Genomic DNA, 21,648 nt, shown 5'->3' with positions numbered 1-21,648 from the left:
CCGAAAATTCGCTGTTATTGAGCTGCTTCAAACCCCAGGATGTGTCGAATAACGCAGTCGTCTGTGACGTTTGGCTCGTAGACAACCAATGTTTTTATGGACCGCTACTGCCTGGCCTGACGTCGTGAGTGTGAGAATCCGGAGTTCGATAATGAGTACCGACAAGCTGATCTATCTGATTTGCGCCGCACCGTCCGAACGCGATTCGCTGACAAAGTATTTTCAGAAGCATCAGTTCAACTGCCAGGTCTTTGATGGACTCGCCTCGGGCCGTGAAGGCGTCGCCGCAAAGTCGCCCCATCTCATTGTTCTGGCGGGCTCGTCACTGCCCAGCCCCGACATTTGCAAATTCGGTGCGTTTGTCGAAGAACATTGCGAGTCGCCGATTATCGCGCTGCTGACTCAGTTGCAGATGTCGATCGTTTCAGAAATGGCGGAATCCGAAAACCTGTGGACCGCCGAATACCCAATCTCGCTTCGTGAAATCCGCGCTTCAGTGAACGAAGCGCTGGAAGAACTGGAAGCAGAAGAATAGCCAGCTCTATTCTGTGGCCGGCGTCGATTCAATCGGCTGATCCAAAGGGTCGCTGATGGAGAAATAGACGCCATCTGTCCGCCCGGAAGGCTCCTGATAGTTGAGCCGCCACAAGCGGTGCGGTTGCAGTTCGTGCATGAGTCCCTGGCAGCCGCTGGTCACTGTCAGAATGAGGCCTAAGAGGGCGAGTCGCTTCATCTGTACTGTCCGATGAGTTTCGTCTTGAAGTTGGCGCCGTCGCTGGCAAATCGCCGCCGAATCGTCGATTATGCGCGTCGCGGCACTTCTCGGTGAGCAGACTAGCCGTTCGTATATCGTTTCCGAATACGAATGCCGGCCTGCGACCGTCCTTCCGGCATTTCTGCCGCTGCCGATTTCCTGTTCTCCCGCAGTTCCTGCCGAAGTTTGGAGTACTCCATGCCAAAACGCACGTTCCTCACGCTCCTTGTTGTCACATTCATCGCCCTGGCACCACAGCTCGCGAATGCTCAGGCCGTTGCCGAAGCTGATACCGCTGCAGCCCCGCCCGCCATCCCCGCGAAGATTGACCTGCAGGATGGCGATACGTTTGTCTTTCTTGGGGACAGCATTACACACCAACGACTGTACACGCAGTACGTCGAAAACTTCTTCTACCAGCGGTTTCCCGAACGCCGAATCACCTTCCACAATGCAGGAGTCGGCGGCGCGCGAGCGTGGGATGCGTTGGCTCGACTTAGCCGCGACGTTTTGGACTACAAGCCACGATATGTGAGCATTCTGTTGGGGATGAACGACGGCAGTTACCGTCCGTTCGACGCGGATGTCTTTGCGACCTATGAAAAAGACATGACAGAACTGATCGCCAAAATTCGCGAAGGCGGAGCGACTCCGATCCTGATGTCGCCCACCATGTTTGACAGTCGGGCCGCGCAGGCGAACCCGCGTCGCAAACGAACTCCGGAAATGCTGTCTCAGTACAACAGCGTGCTGGCGTATTACGGTCGTTGGTTGCAGGATGTCGCCATTGAATCGGGCACCTCGTACGTCGACATGTTCAGCCTGCTGAATGACCTGACCGTGGAAGCTCGCGAAAAGGATCCAACGTTCACTCTGATCAAGGACGCCATTCATCCGGATCCGCCCGGACAGATTGTGATGGCGTATGCGATGATTGATGACCTTGGCCTGCGACGCCCGTTGTCAAACATTCGGATTCAGCCAAATGCCAATGGAAAGCTGAAAGCGACGGCGACCGGCGGCAAGGTCGAGAATCTGAAATCGAGTGACGACATGGTGGAATTCGACTGGACGGCGGACGGCCTTCCATGGGTGCTGCCGGAAGAAGCTCAGGTCGGTGTGAAGATGCTGAATCTTGGACATCGAGCCACCAAAGAAGGTCTGGAAGTTCACGGACTTGCTCCAGGCAAATATGAATTGACGATTGATGGCGAAACCGTGGGAACGTATCCGGCGACGTCGCTGTCACGGCATATCGAACTGCAAGCGAATTCAAAGACTCCTCAGTACCAGCAGGCCTTGAAAGTGGCGATGCTGAACAAGCAACGCAACGAAGGGCCCATCAAGGACCTTCGAGGTGCCTGGTTAAAGTTCCAAAGCTGGGCTCGTCGAAACCGCGATGCGAAAAACCAGCCGAACAACAAGGAACTGGCCGCGGCAGTCGCCAAGGATGAAGAAAAACTGCAGGACCTGGAAGCGACCATCGAAAAAGCAGAACAGGAAGCCAAAGCGATTGAGGACAGCATCTACGAAGCGAATCAGCCGAAGACCCGACACTTCGTGCTGAAGAAAAAGTAATGCAGCCGGAGTCTGGCCCTGACCAACGATTGTGGTCAGGGCCGATCGGAAACATGAACGGTTACTTCCACAAGTATTGAACGTGCTCGACCCTGCTCAGCGACGCAAATAACAGGAACCAACAATGAAATGCACTTGCACCGCAATCCTGCTGACGCTGGTCACAGCAACGACCCGCGCCGACAACATTGAAGCTTTGCAATCTGTTGGTCCCGCGGCCGCCGGAGCCGCTGCGGCTCGTGAAGCCAGTGCTGAACTCATCAATGAAGGCAGTAAAAACCTGCTTCCGTTGCTGAAGGCGTTCAAGGGAAGTTCGGTGCTGGCGACCAACTGGTTGCGGAGCACTTTCGAGGCCATCGCCGATGCCGAAATCAAGGCAGGCCGTTCACTTCCCAAAGACGAACTGGTGGCCTTCGTAAAAAGCACGCAGGAGTCGCCTGCAGCTCGACGACTGGCGTACGAATGGCTGCTGAAAAGGAGCCCTCAGCTGGAAGACACTCTGATCCCCGAAATGCTGCTGGATCCCAGTCCGGAATTTCGCCGCGACGCCGTGACTCGGCTGATCAACAAAGCCAAGTCGCTGCAAGGCGAAGCCGCCACGGCCACGTATCGCAAGGCCATGACCGGAGCCGTCCATGAAGACCAGGTCAAGACCATCGCCAAAGCTCTGAGAAGTGCTGGCGAAGAGGTGGACATTCAAAAGCACTTCGGATTTCTGGCAGCATGGAAGATCATCGGGCCGTTCGATAACAAAGACATGCAGGGCTTTCCCGTCGAATACCCTCCCGAAAAGTCGGTCGATCTGGATGCCGAATATGACGGCCAGCTCGGCAAAGTGAAGTGGGGCGAAGTCGAAACCGATAACGATTTTGGAATGGTGGATATCGCCAGGCAGATCGAGAACTACAAGGGTTCGGTGATGTACGCCACCACAACCTTTGAAAGCGACAAGGAACAGTCCGCCGAAATTCGGCTGGGTACGCCGAACGCGTGGAAGCTGTGGGTGAACGGAGAACTGGTGTTCGGGCGAGAAGAGTATCACCGAGGCACCAGCATGGACCAGTATCGAGTGCCCGTAAAACTGCAATCAGGTCCCAACACAATCCTGCTAAAGATCTGCCAGAATGAGCAGGACCAGGACTGGGCGCAGCGATACCAGTTTCAACTTCGAGTGTGCGACAATACGGGATCGGCCGTAAATTGACGCACTCTGCAAAGCCGAACAGCGGCAGGTTTGAGCGACGCTTTAGATCACACAAGGGACTTAAACGTGAGACACCTTTTCATTCTGACACTTCTGTGCGCCACTACAGCAACAATGGTGACCAGTTCCACAACCGCCGGTGACTGGCGACAATTTCGGGGCAACCTTGCCAACTCCGTTGCCACTGGCGAGACCGTGCCGACGGAGCTTAGCGGCGGCAGCGTGGCGTGGAAGGTGCAACTGCCGGGGCGAGGCGTATCCAGCCCGATCGCGGTTGGCGAACAGATCTATCTGACCGCCAGTTCCGGGTACTCACAGGATCGCCTGCATATCATCAGCTTCGACTCGTCCACCGGAGAAACGCAGTGGGAGCGTCAATTCCAGGCAACCGGGCGAACGGGCTGTCACGACAAAATGTGCGTGGCCACTCCAACCCCCGCCAGTGACGGCGAACGAGTGTTTGCGTTTTATTCCAGCAACGACCTGATCTGCACGGACCTCGCAGGCAACCTGCTGTGGTACCGAGGACTTGGCGAAGAATTTCCAAACGCCAGTAACAGCATCGGAATGGCGTCGTCACTGCTGGTCATCGACGGTACCGTGATCGCTCAGGTCGAAAGTGATGCCGAAGCATTCGCCGTCGGCATTGATGCCGAAACCGGCGAAACCAAATGGAAAATCGAACGCCCTCGCAAAGCCAACTGGAGTTCGCCCACGCTGCTGCCCGGCACCAATGACGAACCGACATTGGCGCTGCTGCAATCATCGAAAGGACTGACGGCCGTGGACCCGGAAACCGGAGACACACTGTGGGAATTTGATAATGGAGCGTCCACGATTTCTTCATCGTCGGTGATCGACGGCACAGTCTTCATTCCGTCGCATGGACTCACGACCGTCAAACCAACGGCAGATGGAAAATCCATCGAAGAAGGTTGGAACGCTTCGAACCTGTCGCCGTCAACTTCCAGTCCGGTCGTACTGGATGGCATGGCGTTTGTCGTGAATTCGTCCGGAGCTCTTTCGGCGGGCGATGCTGAAACCGGCAAGCGTCTGTGGCAACTGCGGCTGAAGGGGAAGTTCAGTGGCACTCCTCTGGCATCCAATGGTCACCTGTTCTTCTTTAATGAAGAAGGAAAAGCGTTTGTGGTCAAGCCGTCGAAAGACAAAGGCGAAATCGTTTCGGAACTGGACCTCGGCGAAACAATTCTCAGCAGCCCGGCCGCTGCCGACGACGCTTTATACATTCGCAGCGATGGCCACCTGTGGAAATTTGCGAAGCCGTTCTAAGTCGAGACCATTCGACGGAGGCTGGCAAGTCGAATCGGAAAATCGCGATGTGCGTTGGTTCGCCGAAGTCGAGTTCAGGGCGTCGATGATCACCGAGTCGCATCCCGCTGAAAGATCATTCTCCGCCAGGTTCCTCAGGTATCACAATTGGCGCGGCAACGTTTACATGAATCGAAACCGCTCGAATCATTGGAGTCAGGCGACACGATCTGCTCATGAATCTATCCCTCCCCATCGCCGTCGGCATTGGTGGCTTCGCTGGAGCTCTGCTGCGGTTTTACACGTCCGCCGCCATCGTGAAGACGGTTGGTACTGAACTTGCATTTGTGGCAACGATCGCCGTCAACCTGCTCGGTTGCTTTGCCATCGGGATCCTCTGGACGCTGGTCCTGAAAACGTCGCACGTGTCGCCCGTGATGCAACGCCTTTTGATCACCGGCCTGTTGGGATCATTGACCACATTTTCCACATTCGCCCTGGATTCTCTGATCCTGCTGCAAAGTGGGCGTGTCCGGGCAGCACTCGCCAATCTTAGCGTGAACGTGTTTGCCGGACTGTTGCTGGTGTGGGCAGGCATGGCAGTGGCTGGCATGTTTGTGAGTGGCGAAACGTCCGGTTAATGTTCCGTCCCCCCAAACGTGCCCCCTGTTGATCCATTCGCCCCGTATTCTTGCCGAATACCGGCACCATTCTCTGTTGACCGCCGCAAGGTCTGTAGAGACACACCGCGTCCTACAAGCCACTGAAGCCCACCCAACCGGATCCAATAACGGAGTTCCCTAAACCACCTCAAATGCCCACCGCTCATCATCACCCCGGCAGTTTTCGCGAGCTGTTTGTTGTTTCGCTGCCGCTGATCATCAGTGCTGGTTCGCATTCGCTGATGAACCTTGCCGATCGCGTCATGCTGGCTGGATACAGCCCCAGCGACGCTCCCCCCGGCACGGCACTGGACGTTATCGCCGCCGTAATGCCCGCCGGCATGTTGCACTGGACGGTCGTGTGCATTCCTCTGGGAACAATCCTGTATGCGAATACGTTTATCGCCCAGTTTGACGGTGCCAACAAGCCTCGCGAACTGGCGGCGTCACTGTGGCAGTGCATCTGGCTGGCGATTGTTTCTGGACTGCTCCTGATCGCGTTCCTGCCGTTTGCGCAACCACTGTTCACGCTGGCCGGGCACAGCGAAACCATGGTGGCTCAGGAAACCGCCTACTTCAACACGCTGTGCGGCGGCAGTGTGCTGCTGCTGCTATCCAATGCCCTCAGTTGTTTTTTCAGCGGTCGCCAGAAGACAGCGATCGTCATGTGGGTGAATATCATTAGCGTGATGATCAACGTCGTGCTGGATTACGCACTCATCTTCGGCAACTGGGGCCTGCCGGAAATGGGCATCACCGGAGCGGCGGTGGGAACCTTGCTGGCTCGCTGCTGCGACATCGCAATGTTCTCAGTGCTGATCTATCTGCACAGTCGACGCAGCGAATACCCACTGCGATCGACCTGGAAACCCGACGCCCAGATACTCAAAAAGTACCTGAAGTTTGGCGTCCCCAGCGGACTGCACTACTTTGTTGACAACTCAGGCTTCCTCGCATTTCTGTTTATCGTGGGAAGTCTAAGTCGCGACGATATGGCCGCCACAAATCTGGCATTCAGCGTCAACGCTGTCATCTTTGTTCCACTGCTCGGCTTCGGGACGGCCGTTCAAACGCTGGTGGGACATCACATCGGAGCCAATCTGCAAAGCGCCGCGATTCGCACGACGTGGAACGCAATTCGAATGGGCATCGTGTGGACGGGTGTCGCTGCTGTTTTGCTGGTGTTCTTTCCAGAAACCTGTCTGCAACCGTTCCTGGCGTTCACCGATCCTAACTCCGATTCCGGGCCCAGCATTGAGAGCATCCTTCCGGCGGCGAGTCGCTTACTGACGTTTGTCGCCATTTATTCGATCTTCGATGCTCTTGCAGTCGTCTTTGCGTCCGCGCTGCGGGGGGCAGGAGACACGTTGTTTCCGATGCTGATCACGATGCTTTCGAGCTGGTTTGTTATGACGTTGCCGGCATGGTTGATCGTTCGCAGCGAAGGAGCCACCATTCAGCACCTGTGGCTGACGTGTACCGCTCACATCATGCTGATGGGGTCCGCGATGTTGTGGCGATTCCTGTCCGGGAAGTGGAAGAAGATTCACCTGACATAGCGGCGTCCGGCCGCAGGTACGCGCAACACCAAGCAAGCACCGAATCGCCAGTGATTCGCAGGCAGACAAGCGACGATTCAAACGTGGCTTCGCACACGACCAAATCCAGAAAAGCGAAACTGCACGACTCTGAAAATTCAGGCCAGGGAAACTCCATGCCACACGCCGACCACTGGAATCTTGATCCATCAACTACATACCTAAATCACGGCTCATTTGGTCCTTCGCCGATCGCGGTACGCAAAGCACGTGAAGAGTGGTCCGCAAGGCTGGAACGCCAGCCGATGCGATTCTTCTGCCAGGACATGGAAGCCGAACTGCACGTCGCCGCCGAACACCTGGCAAAATTCCTGCACACAAAAGCCGCTCGTCTGGCTTTGGTCGACAACGCTACCGTCGCGATGAACATCGTTGCCGAAAGCGTCGACCTGAAGCCGGGCGACGAAGTGCTGCTGACCGATCACGAATACGGAGCCGTCCGCAACATCTGGAACCACAAAAGTCAGCAGACCGGCGCCAAAATCATCACCGCTCAACTGCCGTTCCCGCTGGACGACGAAGGCATCGTCACGGCCCTTGAAAACGCCATCAGCGACAACACGAAGATGATTGTCATCAGTCATGTCACATCGCCGACGGCTGCCATTCTGCCCGTGAAAGCCATCTGCCAACTTGCGAAACGATACGGCATCCTGACGGCGATCGACGGCCCGCATGCCATCGCGATGCTCGACGTCCATCTGGACGATATCGGCTGTGACTACTATTGTGCCAGCTGTCACAAATGGCTGTGTGCTCCGTTCGGTAGCGGTTTTCTGTGGGCTCACCCAAAACACCACGGCAAGATCCGTTGCCCGATCACAAGCTGGGGTGGTTCGATTGCCGGTCGACCATCGTGCTGGCAGGACCGCATCAACTGGCTGGGAACGCGAGACCCCGCGCCGTTACTCTCCATTCCTGCCGCCATCGAATTCTTTAGTGAACTCGGCCTCGACACGTTCCGCCAGCACGCCCACAAGCTGATCTGCCATGCTCGTCGAGAACTTCTGGCCATGGACGGCATTGGTCCGTTTTGCACGTCGACCGAAGCCGACGTTGTCAGTATGTGCGCCGTCGAATTGCCTCAACCGGCCGACTGGAAACCCGGCTACCACGGGCATCCGGATCCATTACAGTTGGAACTTCGCGATGAACACGGCATCGAACTTCCGGTCGCCGCCTGGAATGGGCGACGCTTCCTGCGTGTATCAGCTCATCTTTACAATTCACAAGAGGATATCGACAAGCTGCTGAATGCAGTGAACCAGTCGCGGCACTTGCGATAGGCCGGCGATGTGTCGTAATTCGAGTTCATCGCCAAACGTGCAGCGCATAAAGAAAGCCGAGGGCCCGCTTGCCCTCGGCCTCATACAGATTCATTCTGCGTGCAACACAAGACTTACTTCGCCAGTTCCTCTTCGAGAATCTTCAATACCTCTGGAGCATTTGGTTTGGTTCGCGTTTTGAACCGAGCGGCCACTTTGCCATCTTTGCTGACGATGAATTTCTCGAAGTTCCAGCCGATGTTTGTGTGATCGTCTGAGTTACTCTTCAGAAAATCATAGATCGGTGCCTGTTCGTCGCCGTTGACGTCGATCTTCGAAAACATCGGAAACTTGACTCGGTACTTCGTTGAGCAAAATTCCTTGATCTCTTCCGCACTGCCGGGTTCCTGAGCTCCAAACTGATTGCATGGAAAGCCCATGACAACCAACCCTTTGTCCGCGTACTTGTCGTGCAGTTCCTGCAACTGAGTGTATTGCGGTGTTGCTCCGCACTGGCTGGCCACATTCACCACCAGCAGCACTTTGCCCTTGTACTTTTCCAGTTCCACCTCTTTGCCGTCGAGCGATTTCACTTTGAAGTCGTGGACGGAATCTGGTGTCTTCGCTTCCTGCTTCTCATCGTCCGCCATGCCGTTTGCTCCTGCAATCATAAGTGCGGTCAGAGCCGCAAGACTAAACAGTTTCATTCTGGGTTTCTCCTGTGCTAAAAACGCCGGACAAACTCGGAGGTGATCACTACAATGTGAACATCGGTGTCCGGACTCCGCCAATTCGCCCGTCGCGAATGTTCTCATTCTTGCCGGAACATCTCATCTGGCAAGTCCACAGCCCCGATTTTGTGGCCCCGACATATGTCTTCACGCTGGGCAGAAAACCAAAGCCTGATGGTTCGTCGCTTCTTCCTGGCGACAGTTCTTCAAGTTGCGGTCTGCATCGCTGTGGCGTGGTCACTGGCATTGATATTCAAAGCCCCACCGCCCAGTGACCGCCTGCGACTGCCTGCCGCCTTCCAATTCTGCACCGTGTTTTTGTTGCTGGGAAGCTGGTTCCTTCACGCCGCTTTGACAAACGTGAAGGTCGAGCGTCAGGCCAGATTTCGACGAGCCCTTCTTCTGGCTTTGGGTTTCGCAACGCTGTTTGTAGGAGTCCAGTCGTTCGGAATGTGGAGTTTCCTGAAGGGCACGACAGTTCAGCAAACTTCACAACTGAACACGCACGGGTTCGTGTTCATGTTTGTGGCGATGCATGCGATGCATTTCCTGATCGCCCAGTCTGTCCTGATGTGGGTTACGCTGGCATCGTTTTACGACCGCTATGACCACGAATACTATTTCGGCGTCGCCTTTGCCGCGTGGTTCTGGCACGCTTTGGGAATTGTGTGGCTGGGGATCCTGTGGGTCTTCACAGTGGCCGCGTAGTTAAAAGCCTGACTCGCGTGAGTCAGGCGACTGCCCGAAAGAACGGCCAGAAAACACCACGACCGCTACACCGGTTCAATCCTGTCATTCGCCGACTTGCCAATCGCCGGAATCATGGCACCGGCAATGATGATGGTCTGCAGTGACATGAACACCAACAAAGCCAGCAACCGGCCTTCGGTGAAGCCGTAGGTGTGCAGACCGGCTTTCAGTTCGTTCACGCCAAACCAGCTCCACGCCGTCACGATGTTGCCGAACATTGCCAGCACAGCCGTGCCGTAGTCGCGGATCATCTTGTCCCAGCGAGCGTGCAGGATCAATGCGTTCCACATCACGATCAGCATCGCTCCGTTTTCCTTCGGATCCCAGCCCCAAAAACGGCCCCATGAATCGTCGGCCCACAGTCCGCCGAGAACCGTTCCGACCAGACTGAAGAACACGGCGAAGCACAGCACGCCGTAAATCATCTTGCCAAGCTTCGGCAGATCGGCCTTGGCTTTGGGGCCGCCGAAGTTCGCCATAAAGCAGTATGCGATTGCCATCGCTCCTGCTAAAAACGTGGCCGCGTACCCCAGCGTGATACAGACCACATGAGTCGCCAGCCAGAAGGTCGTGTCCAGCACCGCCTGCATAACGCCCATCGTGTCGCCTTCATCACGAGCGAGATAATGAGCGATCACCAGCGTCGCCATGCCAACCGACGCGCCCAGAATATTGCCGATGCCGTTTTTCAATAGCTTCTCGACAAAGAACCCGGCGCCGACTACGGCCCAGCCAATGAAGATGGCCGAAGAATATAGATTCGTCACCGGTGGACGCCCGGAAATATGCATGCGCATCAATAGCGCCACCGTGTGTACAACGAACGCCAGCCCCATCAACCAAAATGCACTGCGCCGCAACGTCTTCGGCCACACGATCCAGCTTAAGAATGACAACACCATCACCGGCAGATACAGATAAATCGCCTTCATGAATGGTTCGAAGTAATTGAAGAACGCTTCTTCGCTAACCAGTGACGCATTGACGTGTGGCAACGGATGAGCGGACAGATATTCGCGGTATTCTGACACGTTGCTGTTAAAGGATTGCACATCGCCTTCGCGCCATGCGGTCAGAATGTTGATCATCGATTCGGAACCCTGCTCGAACGCTTCGAAGCCATCGTCACCGTAGATCAGACCACCCACGCGTTTGTCCAGATCGTCCAGCACGACCTTGAGCAATTCACTGTTCATCCTGACTGCCAACTCCGCTTCGTCGTCGCCGCCGACGGCCTGCAGGTTGGTGCGAATTGTCGCCAGACGCTTATCCGAACCGTTCTGACGCAGTTCTTCAAACACCTGGAACATCTCAGACGAAATGCGTTCGCTGGCAATCTGCCGAACCTCATCGTCAGACACATCGGCCAGCATCTGTTCAGCCGTTTCCTCAGGTTCGGCATCGCCGATGATGGTCAGCACCTTCTTCAGGAACGGATCTTCCATCGATTCCGCAGCGGCTTTTGCCTTCGTTGTCACCGCGTCGGCAGCCATCTCTTCGCCCGCGTCTTTGGCCTTCGCAGCTTCGGACGACTTCAGAATCGCCACGCTGCCAGCCACCGCGTCCGTCACTAGTTTGCGTGGCAGCACGTTGCTCACATAGTTTTCAACCTGATCACGACTGTCCAAATCGGCATCGCGAAATTCCTTTGACACGTTCCGCAAAGCACTCGCCGCAATCAATGTTTCCCAACTTCGTTGTTCGTTCTCCGAACCGGTCGGCACAGCCATAATTGCAGGACTGTCGCCCAGGCGATTCAACACCCACCAGGCTTTGACCACGGAATCCAGCAGGCTTTCGGAATCACGGACAAGGAAAATATTCTGCAAAGAATCAACTCGACCGACCGTGCGGAACAGTTCCACGACGCGGCGTTGCAGCTGAGTCATGCGGTGCTGTTGATCCGCCATCTCCAGCTTCAGACCTTCGCGATTGATATCCTGCAGCTCTTCCAGATTCTCCTGAACTTCGTCAACGGAATACGTCAGCCCGGCTCGTTTTTCGAGCCCCAGGAGAGACAGCACCTGGTCATCGTCGATCTTGATGATGCGATGTCGCTTGGCCAGTTCGGGCCGAGCGGCCACGTCCAGAAACCAGCGTACGGCTGGCATGCGTTCCACCATGATGTCCCGCATCCGTTCCTCGACCGCTTCCCGTCCTGACGACGTGTCCTTCATGATGCGTTCGATCCAGTCGTTGTATTCACCGGAAAAATCTTCGAGTTCCTCGGCATCTACCGAAGGCCAGTACTTGGCCACTGCTGCCAGAATCTCTTCCCGCTTTTCCGGGTGATCCAGTTCGCCCGCGCTAAGTTCGCCTCGGAAGGTCGACTTGTGTGACGTCATCAATAGTTGTGTGCGAGCGAACGAATCCACCGGTTGAGCTCGCCCCTTCCATGCCACCGGAATCTGAGCAAACCCGTACAGGTTCATTGAATCCGGATTTGGTTTTGGCGTGCGAGTTTTACCCGCCAACCAGCCGGCACTTAGCAGCACCAGAAAGATGGGAACGACAATTGGCCAGATAGATTTTTGTTCGGGCTCTTCATTTTCCTTCGCAGCAACTTTCGCCAATGCAACCGCAGCGGCTTCCGAAGCGGACGAACCGCGAATCCCTTCAGGCAGACTTGAAGCGCCGCCATCGACCACGGGGCGGGGCGAAGGATCGCCCGTTCGATCAAGACGCGACAGGTACCGGCCGAGCGTCTGACCAAACTGAGCGAACATGCCGACCGCCACAATCATGCACGCGATATACGGCAGCATCCAGCCGGTGTTTCGCACCACTGACAGCGTGGTCATTTCTGTACCGTTCGGCAGTTCGTTGTAACCGCTTTGGTAAAACGTTTCGCCCTTGTATCGAAGTGGGTTGTTCATCCACAACGCGTACTCTTCCGCTTCCCCCGTTTCGCTGTCGCGGATCACGATCTTTGAACGGTAGTCTCGCGGTGTAGCTGATCCCACGTAGTTGGTGCGACTGACGTCCAGCAGTTCGACTTCGTAATCTTTGTAGTTGCGCTGGAATCGCAGATAGAACTGATAGTCGTCGTCGCCGACGGTCGCTTGTTCAGCAATCGGCACCGAACGCATTTCGCTGACGTCCTGAGCACACAGCAGAGTGTCCAGTTCTTTGCCGCTTTCCGCATCCAGCAGCGTGATTCGCAGAGAACTCATATCATGCGAATCATCCATGCCCGTGACAGGGTCAATTTCCACGGGCGCCGCAAACGTGCCGAGACCGCTCGTGGCCTGCTTATCGTCGTCCGGCAGCATCGGTCGCAAACGGCTGTTGCGGAGGAAGGATTCGACTCGCACAACGAACGGCAGATCCTTCAGCGGAATGATTTTGTCCTCGGCATCGGTCGCTTCGCCAGCCGCGACCAGACGTGCTTCAGGGATGGCGGTCACGTGCTCTTCGTCGCCGTCGCGGTGCACGATTGCCAACTCGCGTTCACGGGTGTCTCGCATGAAGGACGACGTTTGACCTTCCTGCAGAGTCAGCATGTTTTCTTTGGCGTAGAAACCCACCTGCAATTCGCTGAACATCAGCAGCGCCACGCCGACATGCAGCAGCACAATGCCGCCTCGTTTGCCAAACAGCAGATTGCTTCCGATCAACATCACAACCGCACAAGCAGTGCCTTTCAGCAGCTGCCATAGAATCCGCATCGACGAAAGATTCAAGCGAGCGTCCTCGCCACCGATCACGAAGTAGGCCAGCACTCCGCCCAGCAGGACGCCGATGACGCCCAACAGAATCCGTTCGGGTTTTGACACACTCGATTTCGTAAACGCAACGGCCAAAGGCACGACGGAAGCCACTCCCAAAACGCCCAGCATCAGGTACCAGATCTGCATGGGAGACAGGACGGAATCGCCGTGTTCAACGCCCGTCTGTTGATTGCCAGTGATCACGACCGCAGCCGTCAACAGAATTCCCAAAGCGGCGATGCCGATGCCCGCTGCAAACTTCCCACCAACGGCCCGAATCTTAAATCGCAGCAGGTGAGCGGCCGTAAGGTTCGCCAGCATGATCCAGCCGATCGTCCAGCCGCCGGGGAACGGGATCATCCGTAGCGCACCAAGCGAATTCCAATCGTAGTCAACGAGGCTCGGGAACATCGATGGTGGAAAGAAGTCGGCCACGTCGATCCACGCCACGTAGGTGCGGAAGTATTGTCCAACCACCAGCCAGACGTCGCGTCGAGCCTGAGCCAAACTGCCCACGAACACGACAAACATTCCCAGCAGGAACATCACGCACGTCAGCTTCAGCGACGCGAGTGCATAGATGCACTTCCACGTAAACGCCGTGATTGAATCCTCGCCCGCGCTCGCGCGCTCACGGGAAGACAGGTCGCCGGGGAGTGCTGTTGATGACATGTGTCTTTATCCTGCTTGGTCGCGGCGTCGCAGCTCGATCTTTCCGATCCCAGCCCCTTACGACGTCGTTAAAATTTCACTCGGACGATGTATGTGTGTCAGCTTATCTGGAAGGCCGTGTAGTGAGCCAATAAGCACTCAATTCTGTCGGCCTGTTACGCATGGCAACGGGTTGGTTCTGGTGAGTCAAGCTACGGAACCGTGACGCTTTCTGCGAACTTCCGAAACGCATCTCTCTGTTGGTCCACCAGTTCATTGCTGCCGGTCAGCTTAAAAATCCACATCTTGCTTTCGAAGGGAATCAACAGCCCCAAAATTGTTGCGTCGGGGCCTTTGAAATCAACGTATGTCGCGTCAATGTCGCCGACCTTCAGCGTTTCCGTGCCGTCCATCGGATCGTCTTTGGAATCCAGTTCAATCGAAATCTGCCCGCGCCAGCGATTCAACTGCGGCACGAGTCCGGCGGCGATGGGCAGGTCGCTAAGCGTGATCCGAACCTGCTCAGCTTTCGGCCCGACGCTCCATGCCACTTTGCTGAACTGGTCGTTCTCTGCGATCGTCCATTCGTCGGGCACGTCCCACTCAAATGGGATTGAGCCGAATTCGTCACGGAGCAGATCGCTGGTGAAGACGCGTTCGTTTTCGGATTTGATCGTGTACTGGCGAATCTCGGCTTCCGGCCCGCAGCCGACAAACAGAAAAAGGACCAGCAACACCGTAGCTTTGGGGCTAATAAAAACTGCAGACATAAATACGGAGCAATGACCGTCAGGTGGGCAGGAATGCGAAATTAAGCGGTGGGAAACGAATGGACCGCCGCTGAGTCAAAACTGGTTGGCCGAAGTCGGCTCGCGGCATTCGAAAGGCAGGAACCACGTATTGTACGCACGAATCGACCGAAAATCATGCGCCGCCCGGTTGGCTCGCCGGAATGAGAATTCCAGCGGTCCCGAAATCCGAGCCCGGCGTCGCCCCCGAGCTCCACACTACGGCGGATGAAACTTCGGCACCCTTCCGCCGTTGGTTTGGGTTGGAATTCGTTCTCGCTACGATACAAACTGTAGCGATTGCGCAACTTGTACCGACACCGTTTCGGCAAGAGCCAACCCTCGTCCCGCCTCCTGATTTTGAGACTCCCGCCATGCAAAATACCCGTCTTTTCCTGCTGTTTGCCATTTCTGCGACGACCATCGCCCATGCGACGGCCGACGGCGACCCCGCTCAGCACCGAGTCTTCGACGTCGGTCAACAACCGGACGACGTGCGGCTGAAAGCTCCTAAAGACCTGAATGGCTACTTTCCGTTTGAAGTACCCGCGTCGAAGGCCGAATGGGAACAGCGAAAGGCGGAACTCAAACTCCGCGTCCAGATCGCAACCGGCCTGTACCCCATGCCGGAAAAAACGCCACTGAACACTGTCATTCACGGCAAAGTTCAACGCGACGGATTCACAGTCGAGAAAGTGTACTTCGAAAGCCTGCCTGGCCACTTTGTCAGCGGCTTGTTGTTCCGTCCCGACGGCGAAGCCACTTCGAAACGTCCAGCCGTGTTGTGTCCTCACGGTCACGGCGGACGGCAACAGGATTACGGCGAAGCGAAGATGGATGAGTTGATCAAAAGCGGTGCTGAACTTCACAAACGGTCCGGACGTTTCCCCAAGCTGGCGCGGTGTGCCCAATTGGCTCGCATGGGTTGCGTGACGTTTATTTTTGACATGCTGGGCTACGTTGACAGTCATCAGATTTCGCGTCAGGTGGCCCACGGATACGGCAAGCCACGCCCCGAATTCGAAACCAACGATCGCTGGGGCTTCTACAGTCCTCAGGCAGAATCGCGACTGCACAGTATTCTTGGTCTGCAAACGTGGAACTGCGTCCGAGGACTCGACTTTCTGGAAAGCCTGCCAGATGTCGACGCCTCTCGCATGGCAGTCACGGGTGGCAGCGGCGGCGGAACTCAAACCATTCTGCTGGGAGCCATCGACGACCGTCACATCGCAGGATTCCCCAACGGCATGGTGTCCACCAGCATGCAGGGCGGTTGCACGTGCGAAAACTGCAGCCTGCTGCGAGTTGGCACCGGCAACGTGGAACTCGCGGCGTTGTTTGCTCCGAAACCACAGGGGATGACGGCGGCCAACGACTGGACCAAAGAAATGATGACCAAAGGTTATCCGGAACTGCAGAAGCTGTACGCGATGCTCGGCGTGCCCGACAACGTTTCCTGCGAACCGATGTTGCACTTCCCTCACAACTACAACGCTGTCACACGCAAAATCATGTACGAATGGTTCAACAAACACATGGATCTCGGCTTTGAAAAACCGATCATCGAACAGGACTGGAAGCCACTGACGCCCGAAGAATACACGGTTTGGAACGATGAACATCCGGCTCCCGATGGCGGCGCCGATTACGAACGAAAACTGCTGCAGCAACTGAACGAACGCGATCTCGACGCGCTGCACCATCACGCCCCTGAAGGCGACACCGAAACTCAAAACTACTTCAGCACGATCCGCACTGCATGGGAAACTCTGATCGGCCGCAACGTGCCGAAGTCGGAAGACGTGCAGCGCACCAAAGTGTGGAAAGAAGAACGAGCCGGCTACTGGGAATTTGGTGACATCATCACCTTGACCACCGAAGGCGAACAACTGCCCATCGTTTCGGTTTACCCGAAAGCCGTTGAATGGAATCAACAGGTCGTTCTGTGGATCGATGGCCAGGGCAAAGCGGGCATGTTTCCGAATGGGAAGCCTCACGCCGACCTGCTGAAACTGATCGACCAGGGATTTTCTGTTGTTGGAGTCGATCTGTACGGTCAGGGCGAGTTCACGACCAATGGCGTGGCCCTGAAAGAAAATCCGACCGTTGCCAACCCGCGACAATTCGCTGGTTACACCTACTGCTACAACGACACCGTGTTTGCTCGCCGAGTTCACGACATCCTGACCGTCACGGCCTGGATCAATGGCGACGAACACAGCCCGAAAGCATTGCACGCTTTGGGAGTCAACGGTGGAACTCCGCTTTTGGCGGCGGCCCGAGTGATCGCGGGCGACGAGTTCAAAACAGTCGCCGTCGACAACCGTGACTTCCGCTTTGCGAATCTGACCAGTTGGAAACACGCTGACTTCCTTCCCGGAGCCGTCAAATATGGCGACCTGCCCGCACTGCTGAAAATCCCATCAGGCCAAAACGCATCGGCGAGCGACAGCGTTGTGACCTGGGATGGCACGGTTGATATTTTCACCGCCAAATGAAATTGAGTTACGGGCGGGCCGTTTCGTCGGTTTCGTGACACCACATGCAAGTGGCAAATCGAGCGTCATTCATGTGTTGTTCACGAAACCGCATTTTCGCGTCCGGCAACCCCGCGTGACATTGCAGGCATTGTTCGTTTGTGGCATTGGAACCGATGAGTTTCATCGCACACAGCATTGCAACCCCCGGCCCCTGAACTCGCTGCAAGACATCATCGTTCGTGATTTCAACAATCCGCACACCTACTGCAGCATCGCTTTGTGAAGTCGAATCTGGTTCAGACTGTGGTGATGCTGAAGACGCTCCGGCCATCGCCTGGTTACTGCCCGTTAAATGGCCAGCCACCGCTCCAATCAGCAAACACAACACCGCGACAGCCGTCAGCACACTCCACGAAACCGAACGTCGACCGCGCAGCACGCTTGCGACTGGTGCCGCGTTCAATGACGCGGTGACGCGTCCATCCAGTTCCGTTGATGGTTCGGCCAGCGGCATCTGCCGCAGCAAATCTTCGATACGTGACTCTGTCATAACTGACCTCGCAGTTTTTCTTCCAGTCTGATTAACGCTCGACGATACCGAGTCGCTACGGTCTTCGCCGGTTGATTTAGCACCTCACCGATCGCATCGAACGTCAGTTCTGCAAAAATCTTCATCACCACAACTTCACGAGCATCGTCGCCAAGATCTTCCATGGCAGCTCGAAGGATCTGGTCACGTTCCGCGTTCAACACGTCGCTGGCTGGATCAGTAGTCTCCGTGCCGTCCGAAACAGCCCCGTTGAAAATGGACTCGCGCGATTTTGCGGCGCGTTGATTCGAACGTAGTGCATCGCGAGCCGCGTTGCGCACGGCCGCAAACACATAGTTCACGACATCCCCGTCCGGTCTGGTGGAGCGGCACAAACGTTCGAACGCCGAATGCACGGCATCTTCGGCCGACTGGCGACATCCTGTGATCGACATCGCCAGGGAAAACAAACCCTGACGGTGCGAACGGTATGTATTTTCCAGTTCATCCCGCAAACTTGCCGCTCGATTCATTGTCTGACATGCGTGCCGTCAGAATTAACACGCCGCAGGGCAGGGGACTTCTTCAGAAAACAGGAGGAATTATAGAATTGCCGGCAACTGTAGCGAGATCACTCCGAGTCGGACTATCAACCTCCAATTTACCTAAGACGTTGGCAGCGTAGCACTCGCGAGCAGGCTTGTAGTCAACCAGTGGTTACCAACATTCACAATCTCACAGTCGGCACCTTCTTCCAGTCCAGCGAAGAACTCGCCTAGCAGGACAGCTGTAAATCGAATAGCTAGTAAGTAGAAATCAATAGTTTTTCTTGCTTGAAGGCAGCACGCGATGAATGCAACAACCTTGTTGCTACGGCCACGCCTCAAGGATTCGCCCGCAATGGCGGGGCCAATGCGGAACTGGCTTCGCTAGCGGGCCACAGTACAATATATGTCGCGCAATTTGTGCCGGCTGCAAGACAGCGATAACCTCCATCATTCTTTAATCACGCTGGCGGCGAATTGCCACACTGGAGGCAATATGGAACCTGAATATCGACCACCGAGTCACGATGAGTTCAAATGGCTGGCATCAAGGTGGATGGGGATTGTGAACCTTGTTCGAGAAGAGTACGACGAAGAGCTTGATCAGTCCAAGGACGCGATGCACTTGCTCCAACGCCTTCTAGACAATGACATAATTGATCGCGGCAAACACGGTTGTGAGGGGCTAGGTGTCGCACTTGGAAGAATTATGGTCAGCAATCTTGATGGGTTCGACTGGTGGCACGTGAAAGACGAATTCGGGGCGGATCTTTGCCTTCGATATGAGCACACGACGCTGCAATTGAATCCAATCTCTATGATGCTGCGAAGGGGCATAGAGGGCTCGCCAATCAACATTCCGGGAATGTATGCAGCAATCGAGACATCAATCGACGAGGCCAAACGACAACTCCATGACGAGTGAAGGACTCACACCGTTCACACTGAACTGATTCTATTGCCGAATACCACCACCAACCGCCCGCCGATCAGCTCTTCAGAACGCCTAGCTGATGGAGCTCTTTAGGCAAATTGAAGTGCACGTTTTCTTCTCGCAGAGTCTCTTCACTGACGACCGCGTTGAAGTGCTGTTTCAGATAGTCGATACATTCTTCGACAACAACCTCAGGGGCACTCGCGCCAGCCGTGATGACGACCGTGGAATCCTGTTCGAACCATTCCGACTGCAACTCAGCCGCTCCGTCAATCAGATAAGAAGGGACTCCCTGGCTGGCTCCAATTTCCATCAGCCGACGGCTGTTGCTGCTGTTTTGGCTGCCCAAACAAATGAGCACATCAGCAGATTCCACCAACATCTGCACGGCTTCCTGGCGGTTGGTCGTGGCGTAACAGATGTCCTCTTTTTTCGGTGAATCGATCTGCGGATAGCGGTTCCGTAAAGCCACAATCACTTCGCTGGCTTCGGCCACGCTAAGAGTTGTTTGAGTCAGAAAGGCGAGCTTATCGGTTTGCGTGAAGGGCAGGTTGGCCACTTCTTCCGGCGTTTCCACAAGCGTGATGCTTTCAGGAGCTTCGCCCATTGTTCCGATCACTTCGTCGTGGCCTTCGTGGCCGATCAGCACAATGTTATAGCCCGCGTTGGCATAACGAATCGCCTCAAGGTGAACCTTCGTCACCAGCGGACAGGTGGCATCGACCGTCTGCAGATTTCGTGTTTTGGCTAAGGCGCGGATTTCGGGAGAAACGCCATGAGCACTAAATAACAGGATCGATCCCGTCGGAACTTCTTCCAGTGAATCGACGAATTTCACTCCCTGCTTTGTGAAGCGATCGACGACGTATTTGTTGTGGACAATTTCGTGATAAACGTAGATGCCTAGTCCGACTCGCCGAATGGCTTCGTCGAGGCATTCAATCGCCATGTTCACGCCGGCACAAAAGCCACGCGGGTTTGCGAGGAGAATCTTCATGGTACTCACGTGGTGATCGGTGACAAATCTTCATCCAGTTCGGCTAACCGCTGAATGATCATCTGGTTTAACTCAGCAAGCCCCTGGCCGGTGACGCCCGAAATCAAATGTACGTCCTTGCCCGACGTTTCGCGAAGCAATTCTGCACACGTTTCCGCGTCTGGTAATTCGGCCTTTGTCACGCACAAAATTTCAGGGCGAGTGGCCAGGACGGGATTGTATTTTTCAAGTTCTTCGCGAATTTGATCGTAGTTACTTAGCGGGTCCGAAAAATCCATCGGCGACGGTTCGACCATGTGAACAATCAGCCGAGTTCGCTCAATATGCTTCAGGAATTCGTGGCCCAGGCCTGCCCCAGCCGATGCGCCTTCAATCAGCCCCGGGATATCGGCCAACACGTACTCGTGATCCATCGACACCTGCACCATGCCCAGATTCGGATACTTCGTGGTGAAGGGATAATCGGCGATTTCGGGCGTCGCTCGCGACATGCGGCTTAGCAGCGTCGACTTGCCGGCGTTAGGTTTTCCGACAAGGCCAACATCGGCGATCAACTTAAGTTCCAGCACGACATCCCGCTTTTCGCCGGGATGTCCCTGTTCGCATTCGCGGGGTGCTCGATTGGTGGACGTTGCGAACCGCTTGTTACCGCGTCCGCCGTAACCGCCTTTGGCCACGGTGACGAATTCTCCGTGCTCCTGCAGATCCTTCAGAAGGTGGCCGTGCTCCAGATCCTTCACCAGCGTTCCCGGCGGCACAAGAATGAAGGAATCCTGGCCGCTTTTACCCGTTTTCAGGCTGCCCATTCCGTGCTGCCCTCGTTCGCCATTCCAGTGATGATGGCCGACGAGGTTGCCGAGCGACCCCAGATTCCGGTCGGCTTTCACGATAATACTGCCGCCACGTCCGCCGTCGCCACCGTCCGGGCCTCCGCGCGGAACGTGAGCTTCTTTGCGGAAACTACTGCAGCCGTTTCCGCCGTCGCCAGCGCGACACGAAATTGTCACTCGATCAACAAACATGGGGGCCTGACATCAGGCCGGATGGTTCGCGTGGTTGGCGTGAGGGTTCCGATCACGCTGCTACGCGGGGATTTTCTGTCCGGCTGCGTTTTTTGTTTTGGGTATTTGTGGAAAGGAATAGACCTGGATTGTAGCGACCTGCTGAGCTTAGATGAGTCGTTTCCGCGTTTTGCTTGCCAAA

The 21,648-nt window shown here is 55.7% G+C and carries 18 protein-coding genes; 10 read left to right on the top strand and 8 right to left on the bottom strand.

Features of this window, described 5'->3' with window-relative positions; translation table 11 throughout:
* Nucleotides 1–151: 151 nt before the first annotated feature.
* A complete protein-coding gene (locus tag Fuma_RS28885) occupies nt 152–535 on the top strand; it encodes a hypothetical protein (protein WP_077027171.1) in 384 nt (127 codons plus the stop codon).
* A 6-nt stretch (nt 536–541) separates the two neighbouring features.
* Here Fuma_RS28885 and Fuma_RS28880 read toward each other — a convergent pair whose 3' ends face one another.
* The gene (locus Fuma_RS28880) at nt 542–733 is read right to left on the bottom strand and encodes a hypothetical protein (protein WP_077027170.1); all 192 of its coding nucleotides are present in this window, start codon (nt 731–733) and stop codon (nt 542–544) included.
* 219 nt (nt 734–952) lie between these two features.
* Here Fuma_RS28880 and Fuma_RS28875 point away from each other — a divergent pair, with 219 nt between their 5' ends.
* From Fuma_RS28875 to Fuma_RS28850, 6 genes are all read left to right on the top strand, one after another.
* Nucleotides 953–2,332 carry an SGNH/GDSL hydrolase family protein gene (locus Fuma_RS28875; protein ID WP_077027169.1) on the top strand — a complete coding sequence of 460 codons (1,380 nt, stop codon included), beginning with the start codon at nt 953–955 and terminating at the stop codon, nt 2,330–2,332.
* Nucleotides 2,333–2,456: 124 nt separating this feature from the next.
* Entirely contained in the window at nt 2,457–3,536 is a 1,080-nt protein-coding gene (locus Fuma_RS28870; protein ID WP_077027168.1) for a hypothetical protein, read from the top strand.
* A 66-nt stretch (nt 3,537–3,602) separates the two neighbouring features.
* Nucleotides 3,603–4,826, top strand: a complete 1,224-nt coding sequence (locus Fuma_RS28865) for an outer membrane protein assembly factor BamB family protein (RefSeq protein ID WP_145944434.1) — start codon at nt 3,603–3,605, stop codon at nt 4,824–4,826.
* Between the two features lie 215 nt (nt 4,827–5,041).
* Nucleotides 5,042–5,446 carry a fluoride efflux transporter CrcB gene (crcB, locus tag Fuma_RS28860; RefSeq protein WP_077027166.1) on the top strand — a complete coding sequence of 135 codons (405 nt, stop codon included), beginning with the start codon at nt 5,042–5,044 and terminating at the stop codon, nt 5,444–5,446.
* Between the two features lie 173 nt (nt 5,447–5,619).
* Nucleotides 5,620–7,026 (top strand): MATE family efflux transporter, encoded by a 1,407-nt coding sequence (locus Fuma_RS28855; RefSeq protein ID WP_077027165.1) that lies wholly within the window; start codon nt 5,620–5,622, stop codon nt 7,024–7,026.
* Between the two features lie 155 nt (nt 7,027–7,181).
* A complete protein-coding gene (locus Fuma_RS28850; RefSeq protein WP_077028618.1) occupies nt 7,182–8,351 on the top strand; it encodes an aminotransferase class V-fold PLP-dependent enzyme in 1,170 nt (389 codons plus the stop codon).
* A gap of 113 nt (nt 8,352–8,464) precedes the next feature.
* On the opposite strand, the gene Fuma_RS28845 is transcribed toward Fuma_RS28850, so the two are convergent.
* The gene (locus Fuma_RS28845; protein ID WP_077027164.1) at nt 8,465–9,037 is read right to left on the bottom strand and encodes a glutathione peroxidase; all 573 of its coding nucleotides are present in this window, start codon (nt 9,035–9,037) and stop codon (nt 8,465–8,467) included.
* Nucleotides 9,038–9,202: 165 nt separating this feature from the next.
* On the opposite strand from Fuma_RS28845, the gene Fuma_RS28840 reads away from it, so the two are divergent.
* Nucleotides 9,203–9,769: a cytochrome c oxidase subunit 3 family protein gene (locus Fuma_RS28840; protein ID WP_145944433.1), complete on the top strand. Its 567-nt coding sequence runs from the start codon at nt 9,203–9,205 to the stop codon at nt 9,767–9,769.
* A 65-nt stretch (nt 9,770–9,834) separates the two neighbouring features.
* Here Fuma_RS28840 and Fuma_RS28835 read toward each other — a convergent pair whose 3' ends face one another.
* Nucleotides 9,835–14,193, bottom strand: a complete 4,359-nt coding sequence (locus Fuma_RS28835) for a cytochrome c biogenesis protein CcsA (RefSeq protein WP_077027162.1) — start codon at nt 14,191–14,193, stop codon at nt 9,835–9,837.
* Nucleotides 14,194–14,384: 191 nt separating this feature from the next.
* Nucleotides 14,385–14,942: a hypothetical protein gene (locus tag Fuma_RS28830; RefSeq protein ID WP_077027161.1), complete on the bottom strand. Its 558-nt coding sequence runs from the start codon at nt 14,940–14,942 to the stop codon at nt 14,385–14,387.
* 392 nt (nt 14,943–15,334) lie between these two features.
* Here Fuma_RS28830 and Fuma_RS28825 point away from each other — a divergent pair, with 392 nt between their 5' ends.
* Nucleotides 15,335–17,458 carry an acetylxylan esterase family protein gene (locus Fuma_RS28825; RefSeq protein WP_077027160.1) on the top strand — a complete coding sequence of 708 codons (2,124 nt, stop codon included), beginning with the start codon at nt 15,335–15,337 and terminating at the stop codon, nt 17,456–17,458.
* Nucleotides 17,459–17,465: 7 nt separating this feature from the next.
* Here the strand turns inward: Fuma_RS28825 and Fuma_RS28820 are convergent, their stop codons facing one another.
* Both Fuma_RS28820 and Fuma_RS28815 read right to left on the bottom strand, forming a co-directional pair.
* Nucleotides 17,466–17,990, bottom strand: coding sequence for a hypothetical protein (locus Fuma_RS28820; protein WP_077027159.1), 525 nt, complete (start codon nt 17,988–17,990; stop codon nt 17,466–17,468).
* Nucleotides 17,987–18,502 (bottom strand): RNA polymerase sigma factor, encoded by a 516-nt coding sequence (locus Fuma_RS28815; protein ID WP_077027158.1) that lies wholly within the window; start codon nt 18,500–18,502, stop codon nt 17,987–17,989. The genes Fuma_RS28820 and Fuma_RS28815 overlap by 4 nt, the downstream gene beginning before the upstream one ends.
* 508 nt (nt 18,503–19,010) lie before the next feature.
* Here Fuma_RS28815 and Fuma_RS28810 point away from each other — a divergent pair.
* Nucleotides 19,011–19,439, top strand: a complete 429-nt coding sequence (locus tag Fuma_RS28810; protein WP_077027157.1) for a DUF3806 domain-containing protein — start codon at nt 19,011–19,013, stop codon at nt 19,437–19,439.
* 64 nt (nt 19,440–19,503) lie between these two features.
* Here Fuma_RS28810 and ispH read toward each other — a convergent pair whose 3' ends face one another.
* Both ispH and obgE read right to left on the bottom strand, forming a co-directional pair.
* Nucleotides 19,504–20,445 (bottom strand): 4-hydroxy-3-methylbut-2-enyl diphosphate reductase, encoded by a 942-nt coding sequence (ispH, locus tag Fuma_RS28805; RefSeq protein WP_077027156.1) that lies wholly within the window; start codon nt 20,443–20,445, stop codon nt 19,504–19,506.
* Nucleotides 20,446–20,450: 5 nt separating this feature from the next.
* Nucleotides 20,451–21,467 carry a GTPase ObgE gene (obgE, locus tag Fuma_RS28800; protein WP_077027155.1) on the bottom strand — a complete coding sequence of 339 codons (1,017 nt, stop codon included), beginning with the start codon at nt 21,465–21,467 and terminating at the stop codon, nt 20,451–20,453.
* Nucleotides 21,468–21,648 lie beyond the last annotated feature (181 nt).

This window comes from Fuerstiella marisgermanici (genome assembly GCF_001983935.1).
GTDB classification, from domain to species: Bacteria; Planctomycetota; Planctomycetia; order Planctomycetales; family Planctomycetaceae; genus Fuerstiella; species Fuerstiella marisgermanici.
This window is presented reverse-complemented; position numbering and strand designations above follow the sequence as displayed.